A 15,955-nucleotide genomic window follows, 5' to 3' on the forward strand; every position below is an offset into this window, starting at 1 on the left:
CGGGGGCGCCTCACCCCGCATTCGGCGCAGCGGCCAGGCCCTGCTTCACGTGCCGGGTGACGTCGTCGGCGAGGACCTCGGGCAGGCCCGTCTCGATGCCTGACAGAGCCTGGGCGGCGACCTCGGCCGGGTCGGCCTTCTGCTCCGCGGGAACGCTGGCGGCCATGTCGGTGTCCATGTATCCGACGTGCAGCGCCGTCACGGCGATGCCGCGGGGCACCAGCTCCTCCCGGACCGCACCGGTCAGCGCCCAGGCGGCGGCCTTCGCCGCGGCGTAGGAGCCGAGGCCGGCCGGGTGCAGCCAGGACAGGACGGACAGCACGTTGAGCACGGCGCCGCCACCGTTGGACTCGATGACCGGGGCGAAGGCCCGGGTCACGGCGAGCGGGCCGAAGAAGTTCACCTCCATCTCCAGGCGCACCGCTTCCAAGCCGCCCGCGATCAGCGGCGTGCCGGTGGAGATGCCGGCGTTGTTCACCAGCAGCGTCGCGTCAGAGGCGGTGCGGGCCGCCTCCCGGATCGACTCCGCGTCCGTCAGGTCGAGCCGCAGCGGGACGGCCCCGGGCAGGTCCACCGTCTCGGGGCGGCGGGCCGCCGCGTACACCTTGGCCCCGCGCGCCATGAGCTGGGCGGCCAGATGCCGCCCGAGCCCCCGGTTGGCGCCGGTGACCACCGCGACCGCGTCCTTCAGTTCCATGAGCACTCCCAGCGTTGAGCGCGGCGACGACCGCACGATAGATTGCATCCGTCATCTAAATCTCAGCCTAGAATAGATTTCGCTCGACATCCAACTGGGAGGGGTGACCGATGGGCCGCGTATCGCAGGCACAGGCACAGGAGAACCGCCGACGGGTCGTGGAGACCGCCTCTCGGCTGCTTCGGGAAGAGGGCACCCGCCTGAGCGTCGCCGACCTCATGAAGTCGGCCGGCCTGACCCACGGCGGCTTCTACAAGCAGTTCGCCTCCAAGGAGGCCCTCATCGACGAAGCCACCGCCCACGCGTTCGCCGAACTCGCCCAGCACCACAAGGACGGGCTCGATCAGTACGCCGGGCAGCGCGACGCCGCCCAGCGGGCGCTGATCGACGCCTACCTCTCCGTCGAACACCGCGACAGCCCGGCTGACGGCTGCCCCGCCGCCGCACTCGCCACCGACATGGCCCGCGACGGCGGAGAGACCGAGGCCCACCGCGTCTACAGCCAGGGGGTGGGCGACTTCGCCGACTTCCTCGCCACCGAGGACCAGGACGGCATCACCCGGCTGTGCACCATGCTCGGCGCACTCGTCCTGTCCCGAGCCACCAACGGCACCCCGCTCTCCGACGAGATCCTCACCGCCGCACGCACGGCACTGATCGGCACCAACTGACCACAGAGACGGTGCAGGGCGGCACGCCGCAGGAAGGGCGCGCTTCTTTGCACCCCGTCGCCATCCACTTCTCGTGCACGGCTCTCCCGCGTTGCATCGCACCGCCGCATGCCCGATCGTCCTGACGGCCTCCGAGCGTGAGCGGCTGAAGAAGATGGCCTACGGCCACAAGACAGAGCACCGGCTGCGCCAGCGCGCCCAGGTCGTCTTGTACGCGGCTCGGGGCCGCTCCAACGCGCGCATCGCCCGCGAGACCGGGCTGCAGGTGGAGACCGTCCGCACCTGGCGCGACCGTTTCGCCGGGAACCGGCTGCCCGCCCTGTCCGACCGCAAGCGTTCCGGGCGTCCCGCTTCCTTCGCCCCGTTACAGAGGGCCAAGGTCAAGGCGCTGGCCTGTCAACTGCCCGCGGAGAGCGGCACGCCACTGTCCCGCCGGTCGGCCTCGGAGCTGGCCCGCGAGGTCATCGCCCGCGCCATCGTCGACACAATCTCCGCTTCCACAGTGCGACGCTGGCTCGTCCAGGACGCGACCAAACCCTGGCAACACCGGTCCTGGATCTTCATCAGCGACCCCGGCTTCCGGCTCAAGGCAGCCCGTGTCCTTGCCCTGTACACCCGCGCCTGGGACGGCGAGCCGCTCGGCGCGGACGAGTATGTGATCAGCGCGGACGAGAAGACCTCCATCCAGGCCCGCTGCCGCTGTCACCCCACCCCTCGCCCCCGGGCAGGCCAGGGCGGTGCGGGTCAACCACACCTACGGGCGCGGCGGAGCACTGGCCTACCTGGCCGCCTACGACGTCCACCAGGCGAAGGTGTTCGGCCGCTGCGAGCCGACCACCGGCATCGGCCCGTTCATGAACCTGGTCACCCAGGTCATGAGCCAAGAACCCTACGCCAGCGCGAAACGCGTGTTCTGGATCGTCGACAACGGCTCCTCCCACCGCGGCAAGGCCGCAACAGCCCGGCTGACCACTGGGTTCTCGAACGCGGTACTGGTCCACACCCCCGTGCGCGCCTCTTGGCTGAACCAAGTCGAGGTCTATTTCTCCGCCGTACAGCGCAAGGCCTTCTCGCCCAACGACTTCACCGACCTTTGCCAAGTCGGGAACCGGCTCCGAGCCTTCGAAGACCGCTACAACGCCACGGCGCAGCCGTTCCAGTGAAAGTTCACCACCTCCGACCTGGACGATCTGCTGGCCAGGCTCGACCGACACGCCGCCGATCGCCCAGAAGAATGCTTGCCCCGACTCGCCGCATGATCAACCCCCGAAGGACTTACGACGAAGACTACTCAGACCGGTCGAGACGAGCCCGTTCCCTGCCGCTCGGGCATAGCGTTGATGCAGGTCGTACCGATCGTTGTCAACTCCGCAGTCGTCGATCCGCTGGTGTGTCGGCCTGCCAACGCGTCCGCGGTTTCCGGCGAGGGTTTGCATGGCTGGAAAGGCGGCATGGTGGAGGACATGGGAGATGAGGGGCGGTGCCGGTCGGTGGCCGAGCCGGATTTCTGGCGGCAGGTCGTCCGACGGCTGGGCACAGCTCTCATCGTGGTGGACCCCACTGGACGGATTCTCGCGGCCAACCCGGCTGCCGAGCGCCTGCTGGGCCGTGCCGCCGCCGCCATGCGGGGCGAGGACGCACACGACCTGCTGCACCGGGACGCGGCCGGCGGCCCGGTGCCCCGGGAGCAGTGCCCACTACTGCGGTCCCTGGCCGAGAGAGCCGAGGCACGGGGGGAGGGTGAGATCTGTCTGCGCGGTGACGGCCGTCTGACCGCGATCTCCTGGTCCGCTTCCCCTCTGAGGGACGACAGCGCCTTCCAGGGCATGGCCGTGCTGTTGACCGACGCCGCCGGCAACCGCAGCACGCGCCGGGAGCGTGCGGCCTACACGCGGGCTCTGGAGGACCGCACCGAGCGGCTGACGCTGGTGGCGGAGATCACCGACGTGCTGGGTCAGACACTCGAGATCGACGAGGCCCTCGCCCGGCTGGGCCGCCTGCTGGTTCCCCGTCTGGCCGACTGGGCGGCGGTAGACCTGCGGGTCGGTACCGGACAGGTCCACCGTGTGGCGGTGACGGGCCCGGGGGGCCGACACGCCGCGCAGGAGGACTGGCGCGAGCGCCTGCCCCAGACGGAGGTGGGAAGAGCCCACTCTCCGCTCGTCCAGGTGTTGAACGGCGGTGATCCCGTCCTGCAGCGCGAAGCAGACGTCACAGAGCCGGCCGGCTCCGCCCTGGCCGCCGTCCACAGCGGCTTCCTGCGGGCGGTGGGCGCGACATCCGCCATCACCGTGCCGCTGGGCTCCGCCCGTCAGGTCACCGGCGCCCTGACGCTGGTGCGCACCGACCCGGAGTCCCCCTTCGACACCGACGATCTGAAAGTGGTGGGCGACATCGGCCGCCGGGTCGGCCTGGTCATCGACAACGCCCGCCGGTTCGGCCGCCAGCGCGCCGTCGCCGAGGCCATGCAGCGCAACCTGCTCGCCCCGCTGCCCCGGCTCGGCCGCCTGCAACTGGCCGCCCGCTACCAGCCCGCCCCGGCCGGCTCCCAGGTCGGTGGCGACTGGTACGACGCCTTCGAGCTGAAGAACGGCACGCTCGCGCTGGTCATCGGCGACGTCGTGGGTCACGATCTCACCGCCGCGGCCGGCATGGCACAACTGCACGGCATCCTGCGGTCACTGGCCTGGGACCGCACCGGCCCACCCGGTGCTGTCGTGGACCGCCTCGACGACGCCCTGCCCGCCATCACCACCGTCCCCATGGCCACCCTCGTCCTCGCCCTGCTCGAAGGCAGCCCGCACACCGGCCCATGGACGCTGCGGTGGACCAGCGCCGGGCATCCGCCGCCCCTCCTGCTGGCCCAGGGCGGACAGGCGCAGTACCTCGAAGCCGGGCAGGGGCTCCTCCTTGGCGCCGGTTCGAGCACCGTCGGCAGCCGACCGAACGCCGCGCAGTCGCTGCCGCCGGGTTCCACCCTGCTGCTCTACACCGACGGCCTGATCGAAATCCCCGGCAGCGACCTCGACACCGGCCTCACCCGTCTGCGCCACCACGCCCTCGCTCTCGCCCACGAACCGCTCGACACCCTGTGCGATCAGCTACTCGGCCGCATGCCACCCGGCAACACCGACGACGTGGCCCTGCTCGCCCTGCGGATGCCGTCCTGAACCATGACGTGGGCAACTACAGGCGTGGACATCATCTTGCGGAGCGGTCGCGGAGCGTTACCTCCTCCTGGTCGATGACGAGGAGACGGGTTCGCGTGAGACCCGCACGCCTGCCCTTCTTGGTGGAAGGGATCTGGTGTGACGTGGACGCGACCGTTTCCAGTACGTCGGCCGCACGACCACGCACCGAGTTCACCGACGCTCGGTTGGTCGCGTGGGCGCGGTTCGCGATCCGCCCGGCCTCGGAGAGACATGCCGTGCCGTAGACACTCCCCAAAGGCCGATGAGTTTGCAGAAGCGAAGAGTGCCTCCCGCTTGGGCGCGGAGAGTCCCTGGGTGACAGGCTGTGCCTCGGCCGTCAGAGCGGCGGCGTCGCCCCCTCCTTGCTTCGGGTGCTCAGGAGGGGAGAAGCCGGGCACAACGGTGCCCTCGGCGGACGTTGCACGCACCTGTTTGAGAAGCCCCGTCGGACCGCACCGGCGAGGCTTCTCGTCGAACACCGCTATCACACACCTGTCACCGACTGCGTCGACTCACGCGGACCAAAACGCTCTGACCTGGAATTGTGCGGTCACCTTGGACTGACCTGGACGCCGACAGACGGTCTCTACAACCTGTGCCAGGTGGTGCCCAGGGAGGGGCCCAAGATCAGGACGGGAGCCTCTTCTGGCCCGTCAAAGCGGTATTGCAGGGTGTTCGACGGTGTCTCACTCACGCCCCAGACCCTCTCACATATCACGGACGCCCCTAAAACGGGGAGCTGGATACGGGTCTGCCCCGGTGGAAGACCTCGCGGGCGGCGCATCGCCTGAGACATCGGATGATCTCACGTCGGGTTGTGCCCTGCTGGGTGCGGCGTTCGTGGGAGGGCGCCTTGGTCGACGAGTTCGCGGGCACGGGCGACGATGCGCAGCTGATAGCGGGAGTGGCGGCGGTGGCCGCCTTCGGAGCGCAAAGGTGTGATCAGGCGGTGTTCGCCGAGGGCGCGCAGGAAGGCGGCGGTGGTGCCGAGCATGTCGGCGGCCCGACCCGTGGTGCAGGCGGGGTGGTCGTCGTCATCGAGAGGGGTGACGGCGGTTCAGCGAGAGAGGACGAGGACGCCCAGAGTGTTGCCGTGTCCGCCGGCCACGGGCGGGGCCCCGAGCCGGCGGCAGCGCATCTCACGCCCGGCTTCGGCCCTCGTGGCCGGCGGCGACGCGAAGGGCTCGATGACATCGGCGATGTCACTCAGGCGGATCCGGTCCGTGTATCCGGAACCGTCACGGACGGCCGTGAGCCGGTCCCGGGTGACCAGGCCGGTGCCCATACCGTCCTCGTCGCAGACGACCAGCCGACCTGTACGGGCGGCGGCCATCACGGACAGCGCCACCTCGACGGTCATGTCCTCCCAGACCTGCGGTCCGGCCGCGTCCGCGGGATCGGCCGCCGTCTGCACGGCGTTGGTAGGTGTGGAGCGGAACTGCGTCTGGTCCAGCGTCAAAGGGTTCCTCCTGCGGAGTTGGGCGGGCTTCCTGACACGAAGGTTCTATGCCGCCGCACCCGTGGTGGACTGCCGTACGGGCGCGCGGCGGGCCGCCGAGACGGGGCGGCGCCGACCGCGTGAGGTGGCGGCGCGCTTCTTGGGGCGTTCGACCACCGGTGCGGTGATGACGACCGGGATGCCGGAAGGGGCCTGGGCGCCGGTGATGCGGTGCAGGGCCTCTTCGCCGACCCGGACCTGGGTGGTCTGCGGGACGATGCCGGCCGCTGCCATGAGGCGGGTCATGCCGCGGCGCTGGTTGGGGGTGACCAGGGTGACGACGCTGCCGGACTCTCCTGCGCGGGCGGTACGGCCGCCGCGGTGGAGGTAGTCCTTGTGGTCGGTCGGCGGGTCGACGTTGACGACGAGGTCGAGGTTGTCGACGTGGATGCCGCGCGCCGCGACGTTGGTCGCCACCAGCACGTTGACGTGTCCGGTCTTGAACTGTGCCAGTGTGCGGGTGCGCTGCGGCTGTGACTTCCCGCCGTGCAGAGCGGCGGCCCGTACCCCGCTGTTCAGGAGGTGCTGTGTGAGGCCGTCGACGGCGTGCTTGGTGTCGAGGAACATGATCACGCGGCCGTCGCGTGCGGCGATCTGGGTGGTTGCCGTGTGCTTGTCGGCGGCGTGAACGTGGAGCACGTGGTGCTCCATCGTCGTGACCGCGCCGGCCGAGGGGTCGACGGAGTGCACGACGGGATCGCTGAGATAGCGGCGCACGAGCAGGTCGACGTTGCGGTCGAGAGTGGCGGAGAACAGCATGCGCTGGCCCTCGGGGCGGACCTGGGCGAGGAGGGCGGTGACCTGCGGCATGAAGCCCATGTCGGCCATCTGGTCGGCCTCGTCGAGGACGGTGATGGAAACCTGGTTCAGTCGGCAGTCGCCACGGTCGATGAGGTCTTTGAGGCGTCCCGGCGTGGCGACGACGATCTCGGCGCCGGCGCGCAGCGCGCTCGCCTGTCGGCCGATCGGCATTCCGCCCACCACCGTGGCCAGCCGCAGCCTCACGGAGCGGGCGTACGGGGCGAGTGCGTCGGTGACCTGCTGCGCCAGCTCGCGCGTGGGTACGAGGATCAGCCCCAGCGGCTGCCTCGCCTCGGCGCGCTGCCCGGCCGTACGGGCCAGCAGCGCCAGCCCGAAGGCGAGGGTCTTGCCGGAGCCGGTGCGGCCACGGCCCAGTACGTCCCGGCCGGCGAGGGAATTAGGCAGGGTCGCGGCCTGGATCGGGAAGGGTACGGTCACGCCTTGCGAGCTGAGCGCGCCCAGCAGCGCCCTGGGCATGTCGAGATCGGCGAAGCTCTCCACGGCGGGGAGCGCGGGAGTGATCGTCCTGGGCAGCGCGAACTCTCCCTGGACCGCGGCGGGCCGGCGGCCGTAACCACCGGAACGGCCCGGCCCGCCGGAGCGGCTCCTGGCCGACGAAGCGAATCGGCTGCCGCCCCTTCCGGATTCGGCACTGCCGTTACGGGTGCGGGTGAAGCGGTCTTTCGTGCGGGTGCGGTTCATGCGGAACCTTCCTCGATGCGGCACATATCAAGGAATTCCGGCAGCGATCAGCAGCACAGAGAATTGCAAGAATGGACCGGTGGAATGCGAAAACGAATCTCACCGACGAAAAATCCGTGCGGCGCAGGAGCTGGAATGAACGGCGCGAAGTGGACGCAATGTTCGGGCGTCCGCCGCGATGCAGCCATGAAGGGATGCGTGCACCCTGAAGGATGCCCCGTATGCGGTGAGTCGGGCCGGATTTCCCGGTTGTCGTCCGCAGGCGAAACCGCTGCGTAAAATGCGAGTAGCCGGGGCCCGCACCCCGAAGGACGCGGGCCCCGGCTACGACTACGCGACAGTCAGCGTCAGGCGAGAACGATGTTCTCGGCCGTCGGGCCCTTCTGGCCCTGCGCGATGTCGAACGTCACCTTCTGGCCCTCCAGCAGCTCGCGGAAGCCCTGGGCGGAAATGTTCGAGTAGTGGGCGAACACATCAGGACCGCCACCGTCCTGCTCGATGAAGCCGAAGCCCTTTTCCGCGTTGAACCACTTCACAGTACCAGCAGCCATATCTTTTCTCCTTTGGGGCAGTGCGTCGGGATCCGCACTGTACGGACCCCGTGTCGCCGCGATGATCACCCCGCCGGGAAAAATACCGGACAATAAAAGTGCTTCCAGTGGCGCAGGCGCCGCCCGGAGGGCACTTGAAGTTTTGGGAACCACAACTGCAACTGGGATCGACAGTAGCACGCCGAAGCGGCCTGTGTACGGCGAGGAATCCCACCCCCACTTAATGCGATAGAGAATCTGTCTGCCTGTCCTGTTGAAACCTCAGCTCGCGGACACAGATTTTGCCCCAGCCGGAGCGCAACGTTTCGGGAATCTTTGGGAGCGCGGCCGGCGTAAGGGCTGCGCCTCAAAAGACGGTGCGGGCGGGCGTGGAGATCAGGGTGGTTCCGGCAAGCGTCACGGCCCGTCTCCGGCGCACGCCCGGGAGCGGCCATATCGAAGGCGAGGAACGGACGGTCCGGGCGGAGGAAGACCTCCTCCTCTCCCGGTTGCACGACACGATGGACACCGGCCGGCTACGCACACTCGGCACCACCTGGGCGGCGGTGCGACAGATCACCCCCACGCAGCCGCGCCCCGTCATGCCCTGGCGGCCTCCCGGGAACGCCCTGCTGGGTGTGCCGCTGAGCGAGGCTCCGGGTATCGGCAACTCCGCCTCACGACGCAGACGTCACCCCGGACAGCCGCAGTCGTTTTTCACAGCGGTACAGGGGCACATGAGTCCCCCGGCTACGCCCCGCCCGCGACGCGCCCATGGGCATACGCACGTCGCGGGACTCATCGACTCAGCCGCCGCTCTTGCGCCTGAACGACCGCTGGCTCGCAGCCGGGCCGTGCGCCGAACGCACCTTCGACGCATCGGACTTGGCGGCAATATCAGCGGCGTCCGCCTGCGCACCGCGCTTGCGCGCCAGGGCTTCGCGGAACTTGCGCTTGAGGTCATAGTTGCCCTCGCTGTCCGGCTCCAGAGGGGACGTTTCGGGGGCATCCGGCTCCGAACCTTCCGTAGATACGGGCTCTGCGGTCATGGTGACCTCCTGGGTTCGGGGGGGTGGGCAAGCACAGCTTGTCATGCCGGGCACAGTGCGAGGCGCCGGCAACACCATCGTGCTCCGTTTCTGCGGCATCCCTTCGCGGCCAAAGGCGTTTACTTCGCGTGCGATCCCGTGGCCAGGCTGCCAGGGCAACGGCTCTCAGCCGTTGCGACGCACGAGGGCGGCCCTGCGGGCCTCGGCGAGCTTGCGGGCCTCGCCCGCCTGTCAGGACTTGCCGCCGGCGCCGCGGGAGGTGCCCTTGCTGGTGCCGAGGCCGCGGAAGGGAGCATTGGTGTTCTTGGGTCGGGGGACGGCGGGCTCGCCGTCGAGCGGAATCCCGGAGGGAGTCCTGGCGCCGGTGATCCGGCTCAGCTCCGCCTCGCCCGAGCGCACCTTGGTGACGGTCGGCTCGATGCCCGCCCCGGCCATCATGCGGCTCGTCTCGCGGCGCCGGCCCCGCCGGCACGAGCGTGACCACACAAGATCGAGGTCTTCGACGTGCAGGCCATGGGCCGCGACACCGGTCGCCACCAGAACGGTGATCTGGCTGTTCTTGCAACTGCGCCAGGGGCCGTGTGCGCTGTGGCTGGGACTTGCCGCTGTGCCGGGCCCCGGCGTTGACCCTGCCGGCCCGCAGATGCCGGGTGAGCCGCTTGACGGCGTGCTCGGTGTCGAGGAATAGCACCGAGGCAGGCCCTGTAGAGGACCATGCGGGTCAGCAAGCCGGACGCGGGAGACGCGGCGGCGGCACAGCGGAAGGCAGAGGAGACCACCGCGGCGTCCAGCGGCCCCCGCAAGCCGGCCACCACACCGCGAAGCCGGTGCCACGCCAACCGGCACGCCGCGTCATCCCGAGGAAACGCGGAACTCGAACTCGGGACGGTCCCACGGTACGGCGGGCGGGTTCGCGAGCGCGGTCCCGATCCGCACTGCACCGGCGCGGTAGTAGAAGCCCTCGGCGGGAAGATGCGACACGACCTTGACACGGTCGAGCCCGGCGGCACGGGCCTCGGACCGCATGTGCGCGACGAGCAGCCGTCCAATACCCCGTCCTTGCGCTTCGTCAGCGACGAACAGCAGGTCGAGCTCCGGTGGAGCGAGGACGAGCGAGTAGAACCCGAGGACCCGGCCTCCATGCTCGTCGGCGCCGACGGCCACAAAGGCGCGGTGGGCCTCGATGTAATCAGGCCCGACCCGGTAGCCCGCGACCGCGCCTGCGTACTTACCCGCGTAGGCGCCTGAGCCACGCACGAGCCGCGTGAGCCGTTTGGCATCCCGCGCGACGGCCCTCCGTATCGTGATCGGCCGGCCGATCGGGGAAGTGCGTGAACTCATCGGGAGAGTATGTCGTACCGGGGCGTACCGTCGTGCGGCGGGTCGGCTGCTCGGCCGAGTCACCAACCTCCGGGGACAGAACACCTAGCCGGCGCGACCCGGCCCGGCAAGGAGCGTGACGCTCGCTGAAGCTCTCCAAAGGGACATCAGCCGGACTTCGCGGACCCGGGCGCCACCGGCGTACTCCGGGACGTGCCGCCGCTCGCCCCCTGGCGGACCAGGGCCGGCAGCGGTCGCGTCCCGGTGTCGTCAGCGCGTCCCACGTCCCTGTCGACGTGGGGTCAGCTCGTCACACGGAAGGTGGCGTCGCCGCGTCCCGTCGCGGTGGTGATCGGGTCGAGGCGCAGCTCGTAGGCGTAGTGGCGGATGTAGCGGTCGGGGTAGTTGTACGACTGGAACGACGACCAGCCGGCGTCGGCGAGGCCGACGACCTTGCGGAAGGTGGCGTCCGCGGCGAACTGGGTGGTGCCGTCGTTGTGGGCGAGCTGGAAGTCGAAGTTGAAGTGGCGCAGGAAGTAGCCGGGGTGGTTCACCGACTCGAAGGAGACGGTGCCGGTGCCCGCCAGGCCGGGGCGCAGCCGGAACTGGCCGTCCTCGGCGGGGCTCACGTCGGGATCGATGCGCACGTCGAAGTTGGTGTGGCGCACGTACCGGTCCTGGAAGTTGTACGACTGGAGCCGCTGGGCGGGGGTGTTGGGCCAGCGGGCGAGGACGCGGCTCTCCTCGGCGGCGGTCAGGTTCATGATCCAGCCGTGGCGCTTCTTCGTGCCGCCCATGGTGTAGCTTCCCGAAGCCTGCCTCTGGTAGGAGGCGGGATTGGACGGGTCGGTCGTCAGGACCGGCATGTAGCCGCCGCCGGAGGCGTACTGGTCAAGGTAGAGGGCCCACTTGTCGGTGCCGTTGAACTTCATCCACATCGGGCCCTCGACCATCGACCCGGTCAGACCGATGCCGGACAGGTCACCGAGGCGGGTCCAGGTTCCGAGGATGGAGTTGCTGCCCTCGAGGGTGATCTGGCCGTCACCGGAGGCCCGCACGTAGCGGTAGGTGCCCACTCCGGCCGGCACCTCGATGATCTGGGTGTCGATGATCTCCTGCGTGCCGGGGCGCTCGATGTAGGTCTGCGGGGTGGTGACGGTGCGGAAGTCGCTGGTGCGGGCGTAGTAGATGCGGTGCTTCGTCTTGCCGTCGAGGGGCACGTTGGTCGCCCAGTACAGGACGTAGTCGTTGGTCTGCGGGTCCCAGATCGCCTCGGGCGCCCAGGCGTTGCGGCCGTCGGGGATGGCGCCGGCGACGTTGAGCAGCCACGGCTGCGACCAGGTGACCAGATCCGTCGACTCCCACACCACCAGGTTGCGGCTGCCATTGTTGATGGCGGCGTTCCAGTCCTGCCCGCAGCTGATGCACAGGTCGGTGGCGATGATCCAGTACTTGCTGCCGTCGGGGGATCTCACGAATGCGGGGTCGCGCACCCCCTTCGTGCCGACCGTGGAGCGCAGGACCATCCCGCCGCCGTTGAGGTCGTTCCAGTGCAGGCCGTCGGTGCTGTGCGAGAGGTACATCTGCTGATTGGTCGCCCCCTCACCGGTGAAGTGCACCATCAGGTAACCCGGATCGGCTGCGTCGGCCCGTTGGGGCGTGGTCAGGGCCTGGCCGGCGAAGAGGAGGCATGCGGCGAGCAATATCACCGTCAGCCGGGCGCGGAGCGCGGACATTCGGATCTCCTGTCTTCGTGCAGGTGCCACCGTCGGGAGAGGGGAAGATCTCAGAGGGCTCTTGTTGCCTGTGGTCCGGCACGGCGGTGGCGGCCTTCGGAATGCTGCGATATCGGCGGCGGTGACCGAGGTGGCGCCTCAGCCAACCCGAAGCCGACCCGCCATAGTGCGAAATATCGAACAACGTTCGTAGAATCGGGCAGACATTAAGTGGGGGCATCGGGATGCGTCAATACATCCGACAATCCATGGGCCTTTCGCGGCGGGCGTCGGCCAAGTCGCCGGATGCTTCTTTGACCAAAGCGTTGACGGGGGCGACCGCAGGACTTAAGTTCTGGCCGAATTCACGAACGGCGTTCGAAATACCGGCACTTGAACGGACGGTTTCTCTGCGCCGCCCGCACACGAGGGAGCAATCCGTGAGACCTGCGCTCACCCGTCGATCGGTCCTCGGCTTGATCGCCGGCTCGGCCGCCGCCACCGTCACCGGTGTCTCGGCCGGTACCGCCCACGCCGCCGTGCCCGCGTCACCAGGCGTGACGTACACCAACACCATCGCCGAGCAGCGGGCCGACCCGCACATCTTCAAGCACACCGACGGCTTCTACTACTTCACCGCCACGGTGCCGGCGTACGACCGCATCGTGCTCCGCCGTGCCACCACGATCCAGGGGCTCACGTCGGCCGCCGAGACGACCGTCTGGACCAAGCACGCCAGCGGTGCGATGGGCGCACACATCTGGGCCCCGGAGATCCACTTCATCGACGGCAAGTGGTACATCTACTTCGCCGCCGGCGATGCCAACGACATCTGGCACATCCGGCCCTACGTCCTGGAGTGCGCCGCCGCGAACCCGATCACGGGGAGCTGGACGGAGAAGGGGCGTATCGCGCTGCCGCTGGACACCTTCTCGCTGGACGCGACGACCTTCGTCGTGAACGGCACGCGCTACCTCGCCTGGGCGCAGAACGACCCGGCCGTCGGCGGCGGCACCAACATCTACCTCGCGCAGATGTCCAGCCCCTGGACCATCACCGGCACACCCGTCATGCTCAGCAGGCCGACCGCCGCGTGGGAGACCGCCGGAGGCGAGACGGTCAACGAGGGCCCCGCCGTCATCCAGCGGGGCGGCAAGGTCTTCCTGACCTTCTCGGCCAGCGCCACCGACGCCAACTACTGCATGGGCATGCTGACCGCGTCCGCCTCGGACGACCTGCTGAGCGCCTCGTCGTGGGCCAAGAGCGCCGGCCCGGTCTTCGCCAGCCACGCCGCCACCAGCCAGTACGGCCCCGGGCACAACCAGTTCACGGTCTCCGAGGACGGCACGTCGGACATCCTCGTCTACCACGACCGCAGCTACAAGGACATCAGCGGTTCCCCGCTCAACGACCCCAACCGCCGCACCCGCGTCCAGAAGATCTACTGGAAGGCCGACGGCACACCCGACTTCGGCATCCCCGTCGCCGACGGCCTCACCCCGATCCGGCTCTCCTCCTACAACTTCCCGGACCGGTTCATCCGGCACTGGGACTACCGCGCCAAGATCGAGGCGAACGTCTCGCCGCTGGCCGACTCGCAGTTCCGGGTCGTCACGGGTCTGGCCGGCACGGGCACCGTCTCCCTGGAGTCGGCCAACTTCCCGGGCTACTTCCTGCGCCACAAGAACTACGAGGTGTGGGTGGAGAAGAACGACGGGACGGCGCAGTTCGCGTCCGACGCCTCCTTCACCGCCCGGGCCGGCCTCGCGGACTCCGCCGGGGTCTCGTACGAGGCGTACAACCTCCCGGGCCGCTACATCCGCCACTACAACTACCTGCTCTACGTCCAGGCCCCCAGCACCGCGACCGACCGGGGCGACGCCACCTTCTACACGCAGTGAGCCACAGCGACCCGGTGCGGCCCGCCCCACTGTGCGGCGGTGGGCCCGGCTAAGGCTCCTCGGCGGTGCCCAGGCCGGTCAGGGCGCCCACCGGGTCGGGGTCGGGGGTGCCGCGGGGCCACCAGTCGTCCTGGCCGGGCTCGGACTCGTACGGGTACCACAGGCCGTCGCGCCCGAAGCGGAGCTGGACGTGGCCGGCGGGGTGGGTGAGGTGGTTGCGCCAGGGGCGGAAGGCGGGGAGGTCGGCGGCGAGGAGCAGCGGGCGGGCCCGGTCGAAACGGCCCGCCGGCGGGTCCCAGGGCTCCTCCAGGACGGTGAGGCCGTCCGGTCCGCCCTGCCGCCAGGCGGCGACCGCGCGCGCCAGTTCCGACGGGGTGCGGCCGGCCGCCGAGGCGAGCGAGGCGTACAGGGAGCGGGTGGCGAGGGTGAGTCCGGAGCCGGGGCGGGCGGCGGCCAGCCGTACGGCGTCCTGCCACAGCGTCAGTTCGCCGATCTCGTCGCGGCCGGTGACGAGCAGGGCGTGGGCGCGGGCGGCGGCGTCGGTGGCGAGCTGGTCCAGGGCGAAGGAGTCGGGGCCGTTCGGCGCGGAGGGGTAGGCCGGGGGCTGCCCGGGGTGCGGCGGGACGGGCAAGGGGGCGGGCAGCGGCGGCAGTCGACGTCCCGGGCCGCCGCCCGGGGCCATCGCCTCCGTGGCGCGGACGCCCGGCAGATCGGCCGCTTCCTGATCCTGCGCGGCCCGCGCCGCGCGGGTGGCGTTGCGGCGGGACAGCGCGTCCAGCAGCTCGCGTTCGCCCCGTCCGCGCAGCAGGAGCAGGACGAAGGGGTCGGCGTCCAGGAGTCGCGCGGTCTGGTAGCAGAGGGCGGCGGCGTGTTTGCAGGGGTGTGCGCGGTCGGGGCAGCTGCAGTGCGGTTCGAGGTCGCCGGGGCCGGGGAGCAGCGGCACCCCGCAGTCGGCGAGCGACTCCGGCATCTCCTTGTCGAGCAGCGCGGCGATGTACGCGGGCCGGTCCACCGCGGTGGCCAGGAACCGCTCCCATTCCTCCTCCCCCAGCGTCCGCAGCCGCACCTGTACGCGGTACGGGCGGGGCCGGCTGCCCTGCACGTACGCGAGGACGAGTCCGGGGGTGACGGTGATGGCGTCGACGTGCCCCTGCTGGGCGTAACCCCGGCCCCGCGCCAGCCGCTTGACGTCCAGCGCCCCTTCCTCCAGCGCGGCCACCCAGGCATGCCCCCACCAGGTCTCGGCGAACCGGGACTGCTCGCCGTCCCCCCGTCCGGGCAACGCCGGGAAGGCGGGAAAGGTACGCCGGTGCTCCCCGTCCCGGGAGGGGGCGGCCATGGAGCGGGGGGTGACGGGGGCGGGAGGGGGCGGGTCGGCGGGTGCCGGGGTGGGGCGTCGGTCGGGTGCGGTGGACGACGGCGGGTCGTCCGAGGGCATCCGGAAGGCGTCGGCGAGTGACTCCCGTACGAGCCGGGCGCGTTCGCGGGCTGTACGGTCACCGCCGCCGAGGTCCCCCGGTCGGCTCGGGCGCCGCAGGACCGGGGCGGCGGTGCCGGGGACGGCGGGACGTTCAGCACCCGCGGCCCGGGCGGACGGCCGGGTGGCCCGCCCGGCGTCCGGTTCCCTGTCGTCGACCGCTTTCTGCCGCGCCTGGGCGCGGGCGGCCCGCAACGCCTCCCGCGCGATGTCCCCGGGCCGGGCGGTCGGCCCGGGGGAGCTCACGGCGGGAACACCGGGGCCGCCGGGGCCGCCCGTGGCTCCGGGGGCGGAGCGGCCCGCGGAGGAGTCGGTGATCGGGGCGGCACCACCGCTGGGGGCGGGACCGCCGCCGGGGGCGGGACCGCCGCCGGGGGCGGGACCGCCGCCGGGGGCGGGACCG

At 70.4% G+C, this 15,955-nt stretch carries 12 protein-coding genes and 4 pseudogenes; 5 read left to right on the forward strand and 11 right to left on the reverse strand.

Annotated features, from left to right (window positions below):
* Positions 1–10 precede the first annotated feature (10 nt).
* The gene (locus AQJ58_RS07325; protein ID WP_030645402.1) at positions 11–697 is read right to left on the reverse strand and encodes an SDR family oxidoreductase; all 687 of its coding nucleotides are present in this window, start codon (positions 695–697) and stop codon (positions 11–13) included.
* Between the two features lie 110 nt (positions 698–807).
* On the opposite strand from AQJ58_RS07325, the gene AQJ58_RS07330 reads away from it, so the two are divergent.
* The 4 genes and pseudogenes from AQJ58_RS07330 (at position 808) to AQJ58_RS07340 (ending at position 4,538) form a co-directional block, all read left to right on the forward strand.
* Complete coding sequence (locus tag AQJ58_RS07330) at positions 808–1,368, forward strand: TetR/AcrR family transcriptional regulator (RefSeq protein WP_030645405.1); 561 nt, start codon at positions 808–810, stop codon at positions 1,366–1,368.
* Between the two features lie 154 nt (positions 1,369–1,522).
* Positions 1,523–1,873 (forward strand): annotated as a pseudogene (locus AQJ58_RS44265) (helix-turn-helix domain-containing protein); the annotation flags it as partial.
* Between the two features lie 232 nt (positions 1,874–2,105).
* Positions 2,106–2,531, forward strand: a complete 426-nt coding sequence (locus AQJ58_RS44270) for a transposase (protein ID WP_234359981.1) — start codon at positions 2,106–2,108, stop codon at positions 2,529–2,531.
* A 300-nt stretch (positions 2,532–2,831) separates the two neighbouring features.
* Positions 2,832–4,538 carry a SpoIIE family protein phosphatase gene (locus AQJ58_RS07340; protein ID WP_234359982.1) on the forward strand — a complete coding sequence of 569 codons (1,707 nt, stop codon included), beginning with the start codon at positions 2,832–2,834 and terminating at the stop codon, positions 4,536–4,538.
* A 616-nt stretch (positions 4,539–5,154) separates the two neighbouring features.
* Here the strand turns inward: AQJ58_RS07340 and AQJ58_RS44275 are convergent.
* The 9 genes and pseudogenes from AQJ58_RS44275 to AQJ58_RS07375 all read right to left on the reverse strand — a co-directional run.
* Positions 5,155–5,253: pseudogene (locus AQJ58_RS44275) on the reverse strand (3-oxoadipate enol-lactone hydrolase); the annotation flags it as partial.
* 156 nt (positions 5,254–5,409) lie between these two features.
* A pseudogene (locus AQJ58_RS40505) lies at positions 5,410–5,613 on the reverse strand (MerR family transcriptional regulator); the annotation flags it as partial.
* Between the two features lie 3 nt (positions 5,614–5,616).
* Positions 5,617–6,018 (reverse strand): CBS domain-containing protein, encoded by a 402-nt coding sequence (locus AQJ58_RS07345; protein ID WP_067246302.1) that lies wholly within the window; start codon positions 6,016–6,018, stop codon positions 5,617–5,619.
* Between the two features lie 45 nt (positions 6,019–6,063).
* Positions 6,064–7,560, reverse strand: a complete 1,497-nt coding sequence (locus tag AQJ58_RS07350) for a DEAD/DEAH box helicase (RefSeq protein WP_067246305.1) — start codon at positions 7,558–7,560, stop codon at positions 6,064–6,066.
* A gap of 347 nt (positions 7,561–7,907) precedes the next feature.
* Entirely contained in the window at positions 7,908–8,111 is a 204-nt protein-coding gene (locus AQJ58_RS07355) for a cold-shock protein (protein WP_053746402.1), read from the reverse strand.
* A gap of 785 nt (positions 8,112–8,896) precedes the next feature.
* Positions 8,897–9,139, reverse strand: a complete 243-nt coding sequence (locus AQJ58_RS07360; RefSeq protein ID WP_067246308.1) for a DUF5302 domain-containing protein — start codon at positions 9,137–9,139, stop codon at positions 8,897–8,899.
* 165 nt (positions 9,140–9,304) lie between these two features.
* Positions 9,305–9,830: pseudogene (locus tag AQJ58_RS07365) on the reverse strand (helicase-related protein); the annotation flags it as partial.
* A 161-nt stretch (positions 9,831–9,991) separates the two neighbouring features.
* Complete coding sequence (locus tag AQJ58_RS07370; RefSeq protein WP_079078752.1) at positions 9,992–10,480, reverse strand: GNAT family N-acetyltransferase; 489 nt, start codon at positions 10,478–10,480, stop codon at positions 9,992–9,994.
* Between the two features lie 281 nt (positions 10,481–10,761).
* On the reverse strand, positions 10,762–12,195 hold the full coding sequence (locus tag AQJ58_RS07375; protein WP_067246310.1) for a glycoside hydrolase family 43 protein: 1,434 nt from the start codon (positions 12,193–12,195) through the stop codon (positions 10,762–10,764).
* A gap of 455 nt (positions 12,196–12,650) precedes the next feature.
* On the opposite strand from AQJ58_RS07375, the gene AQJ58_RS07380 reads away from it, so the two are divergent.
* A complete protein-coding gene (locus AQJ58_RS07380) occupies positions 12,651–14,075 on the forward strand; it encodes a family 43 glycosylhydrolase (protein ID WP_067246313.1) in 1,425 nt (474 codons plus the stop codon).
* A gap of 49 nt (positions 14,076–14,124) precedes the next feature.
* On the opposite strand, the gene AQJ58_RS07385 is transcribed toward AQJ58_RS07380, so the two are convergent.
* The coding region (locus tag AQJ58_RS07385; protein WP_234359983.1) for an SWIM zinc finger family protein at positions 14,125–15,955 on the reverse strand (1,831 nt) is incomplete at its 5' end.

The sequence above is a fragment of the Streptomyces sp. DSM 15324 genome (assembly GCF_001514285.1).
Classification (GTDB): Bacteria; Actinomycetota; Actinomycetes; order Streptomycetales; family Streptomycetaceae; genus Streptomyces.

Coding starts and splice junctions, on each gene's coding strand:
- AQJ58_RS07325 (WP_030645402.1), bottom strand. CDS start 697: ATGGAACTGAAGGACGCGGTCGCGGTGGTCACCGGCGCCAACCGGGGG.
- AQJ58_RS07330 (WP_030645405.1), top strand. CDS start 808: ATGGGCCGCGTATCGCAGGCACAGGCACAGGAGAACCGCCGACGGGTC.
- AQJ58_RS07340 (WP_234359982.1), top strand. CDS start 2,832: ATGGGAGATGAGGGGCGGTGCCGGTCGGTGGCCGAGCCGGATTTCTGG.
- AQJ58_RS07350 (WP_067246305.1), bottom strand. CDS start 7,560: ATGAACCGCACCCGCACGAAAGACCGCTTCACCCGCACCCGTAACGGC.
- AQJ58_RS07355 (WP_053746402.1), bottom strand. CDS start 8,111: ATGGCTGCTGGTACTGTGAAGTGGTTCAACGCGGAAAAGGGCTTCGGC.
- AQJ58_RS07360 (WP_067246308.1), bottom strand. CDS start 9,139: ATGACCGCAGAGCCCGTATCTACGGAAGGTTCGGAGCCGGATGCCCCC.
- AQJ58_RS07370 (WP_079078752.1), bottom strand. CDS start 10,480: ATGAGTTCACGCACTTCCCCGATCGGCCGGCCGATCACGATACGGAGG.
- AQJ58_RS07375 (WP_067246310.1), bottom strand. CDS start 12,195: ATGTCCGCGCTCCGCGCCCGGCTGACGGTGATATTGCTCGCCGCATGC.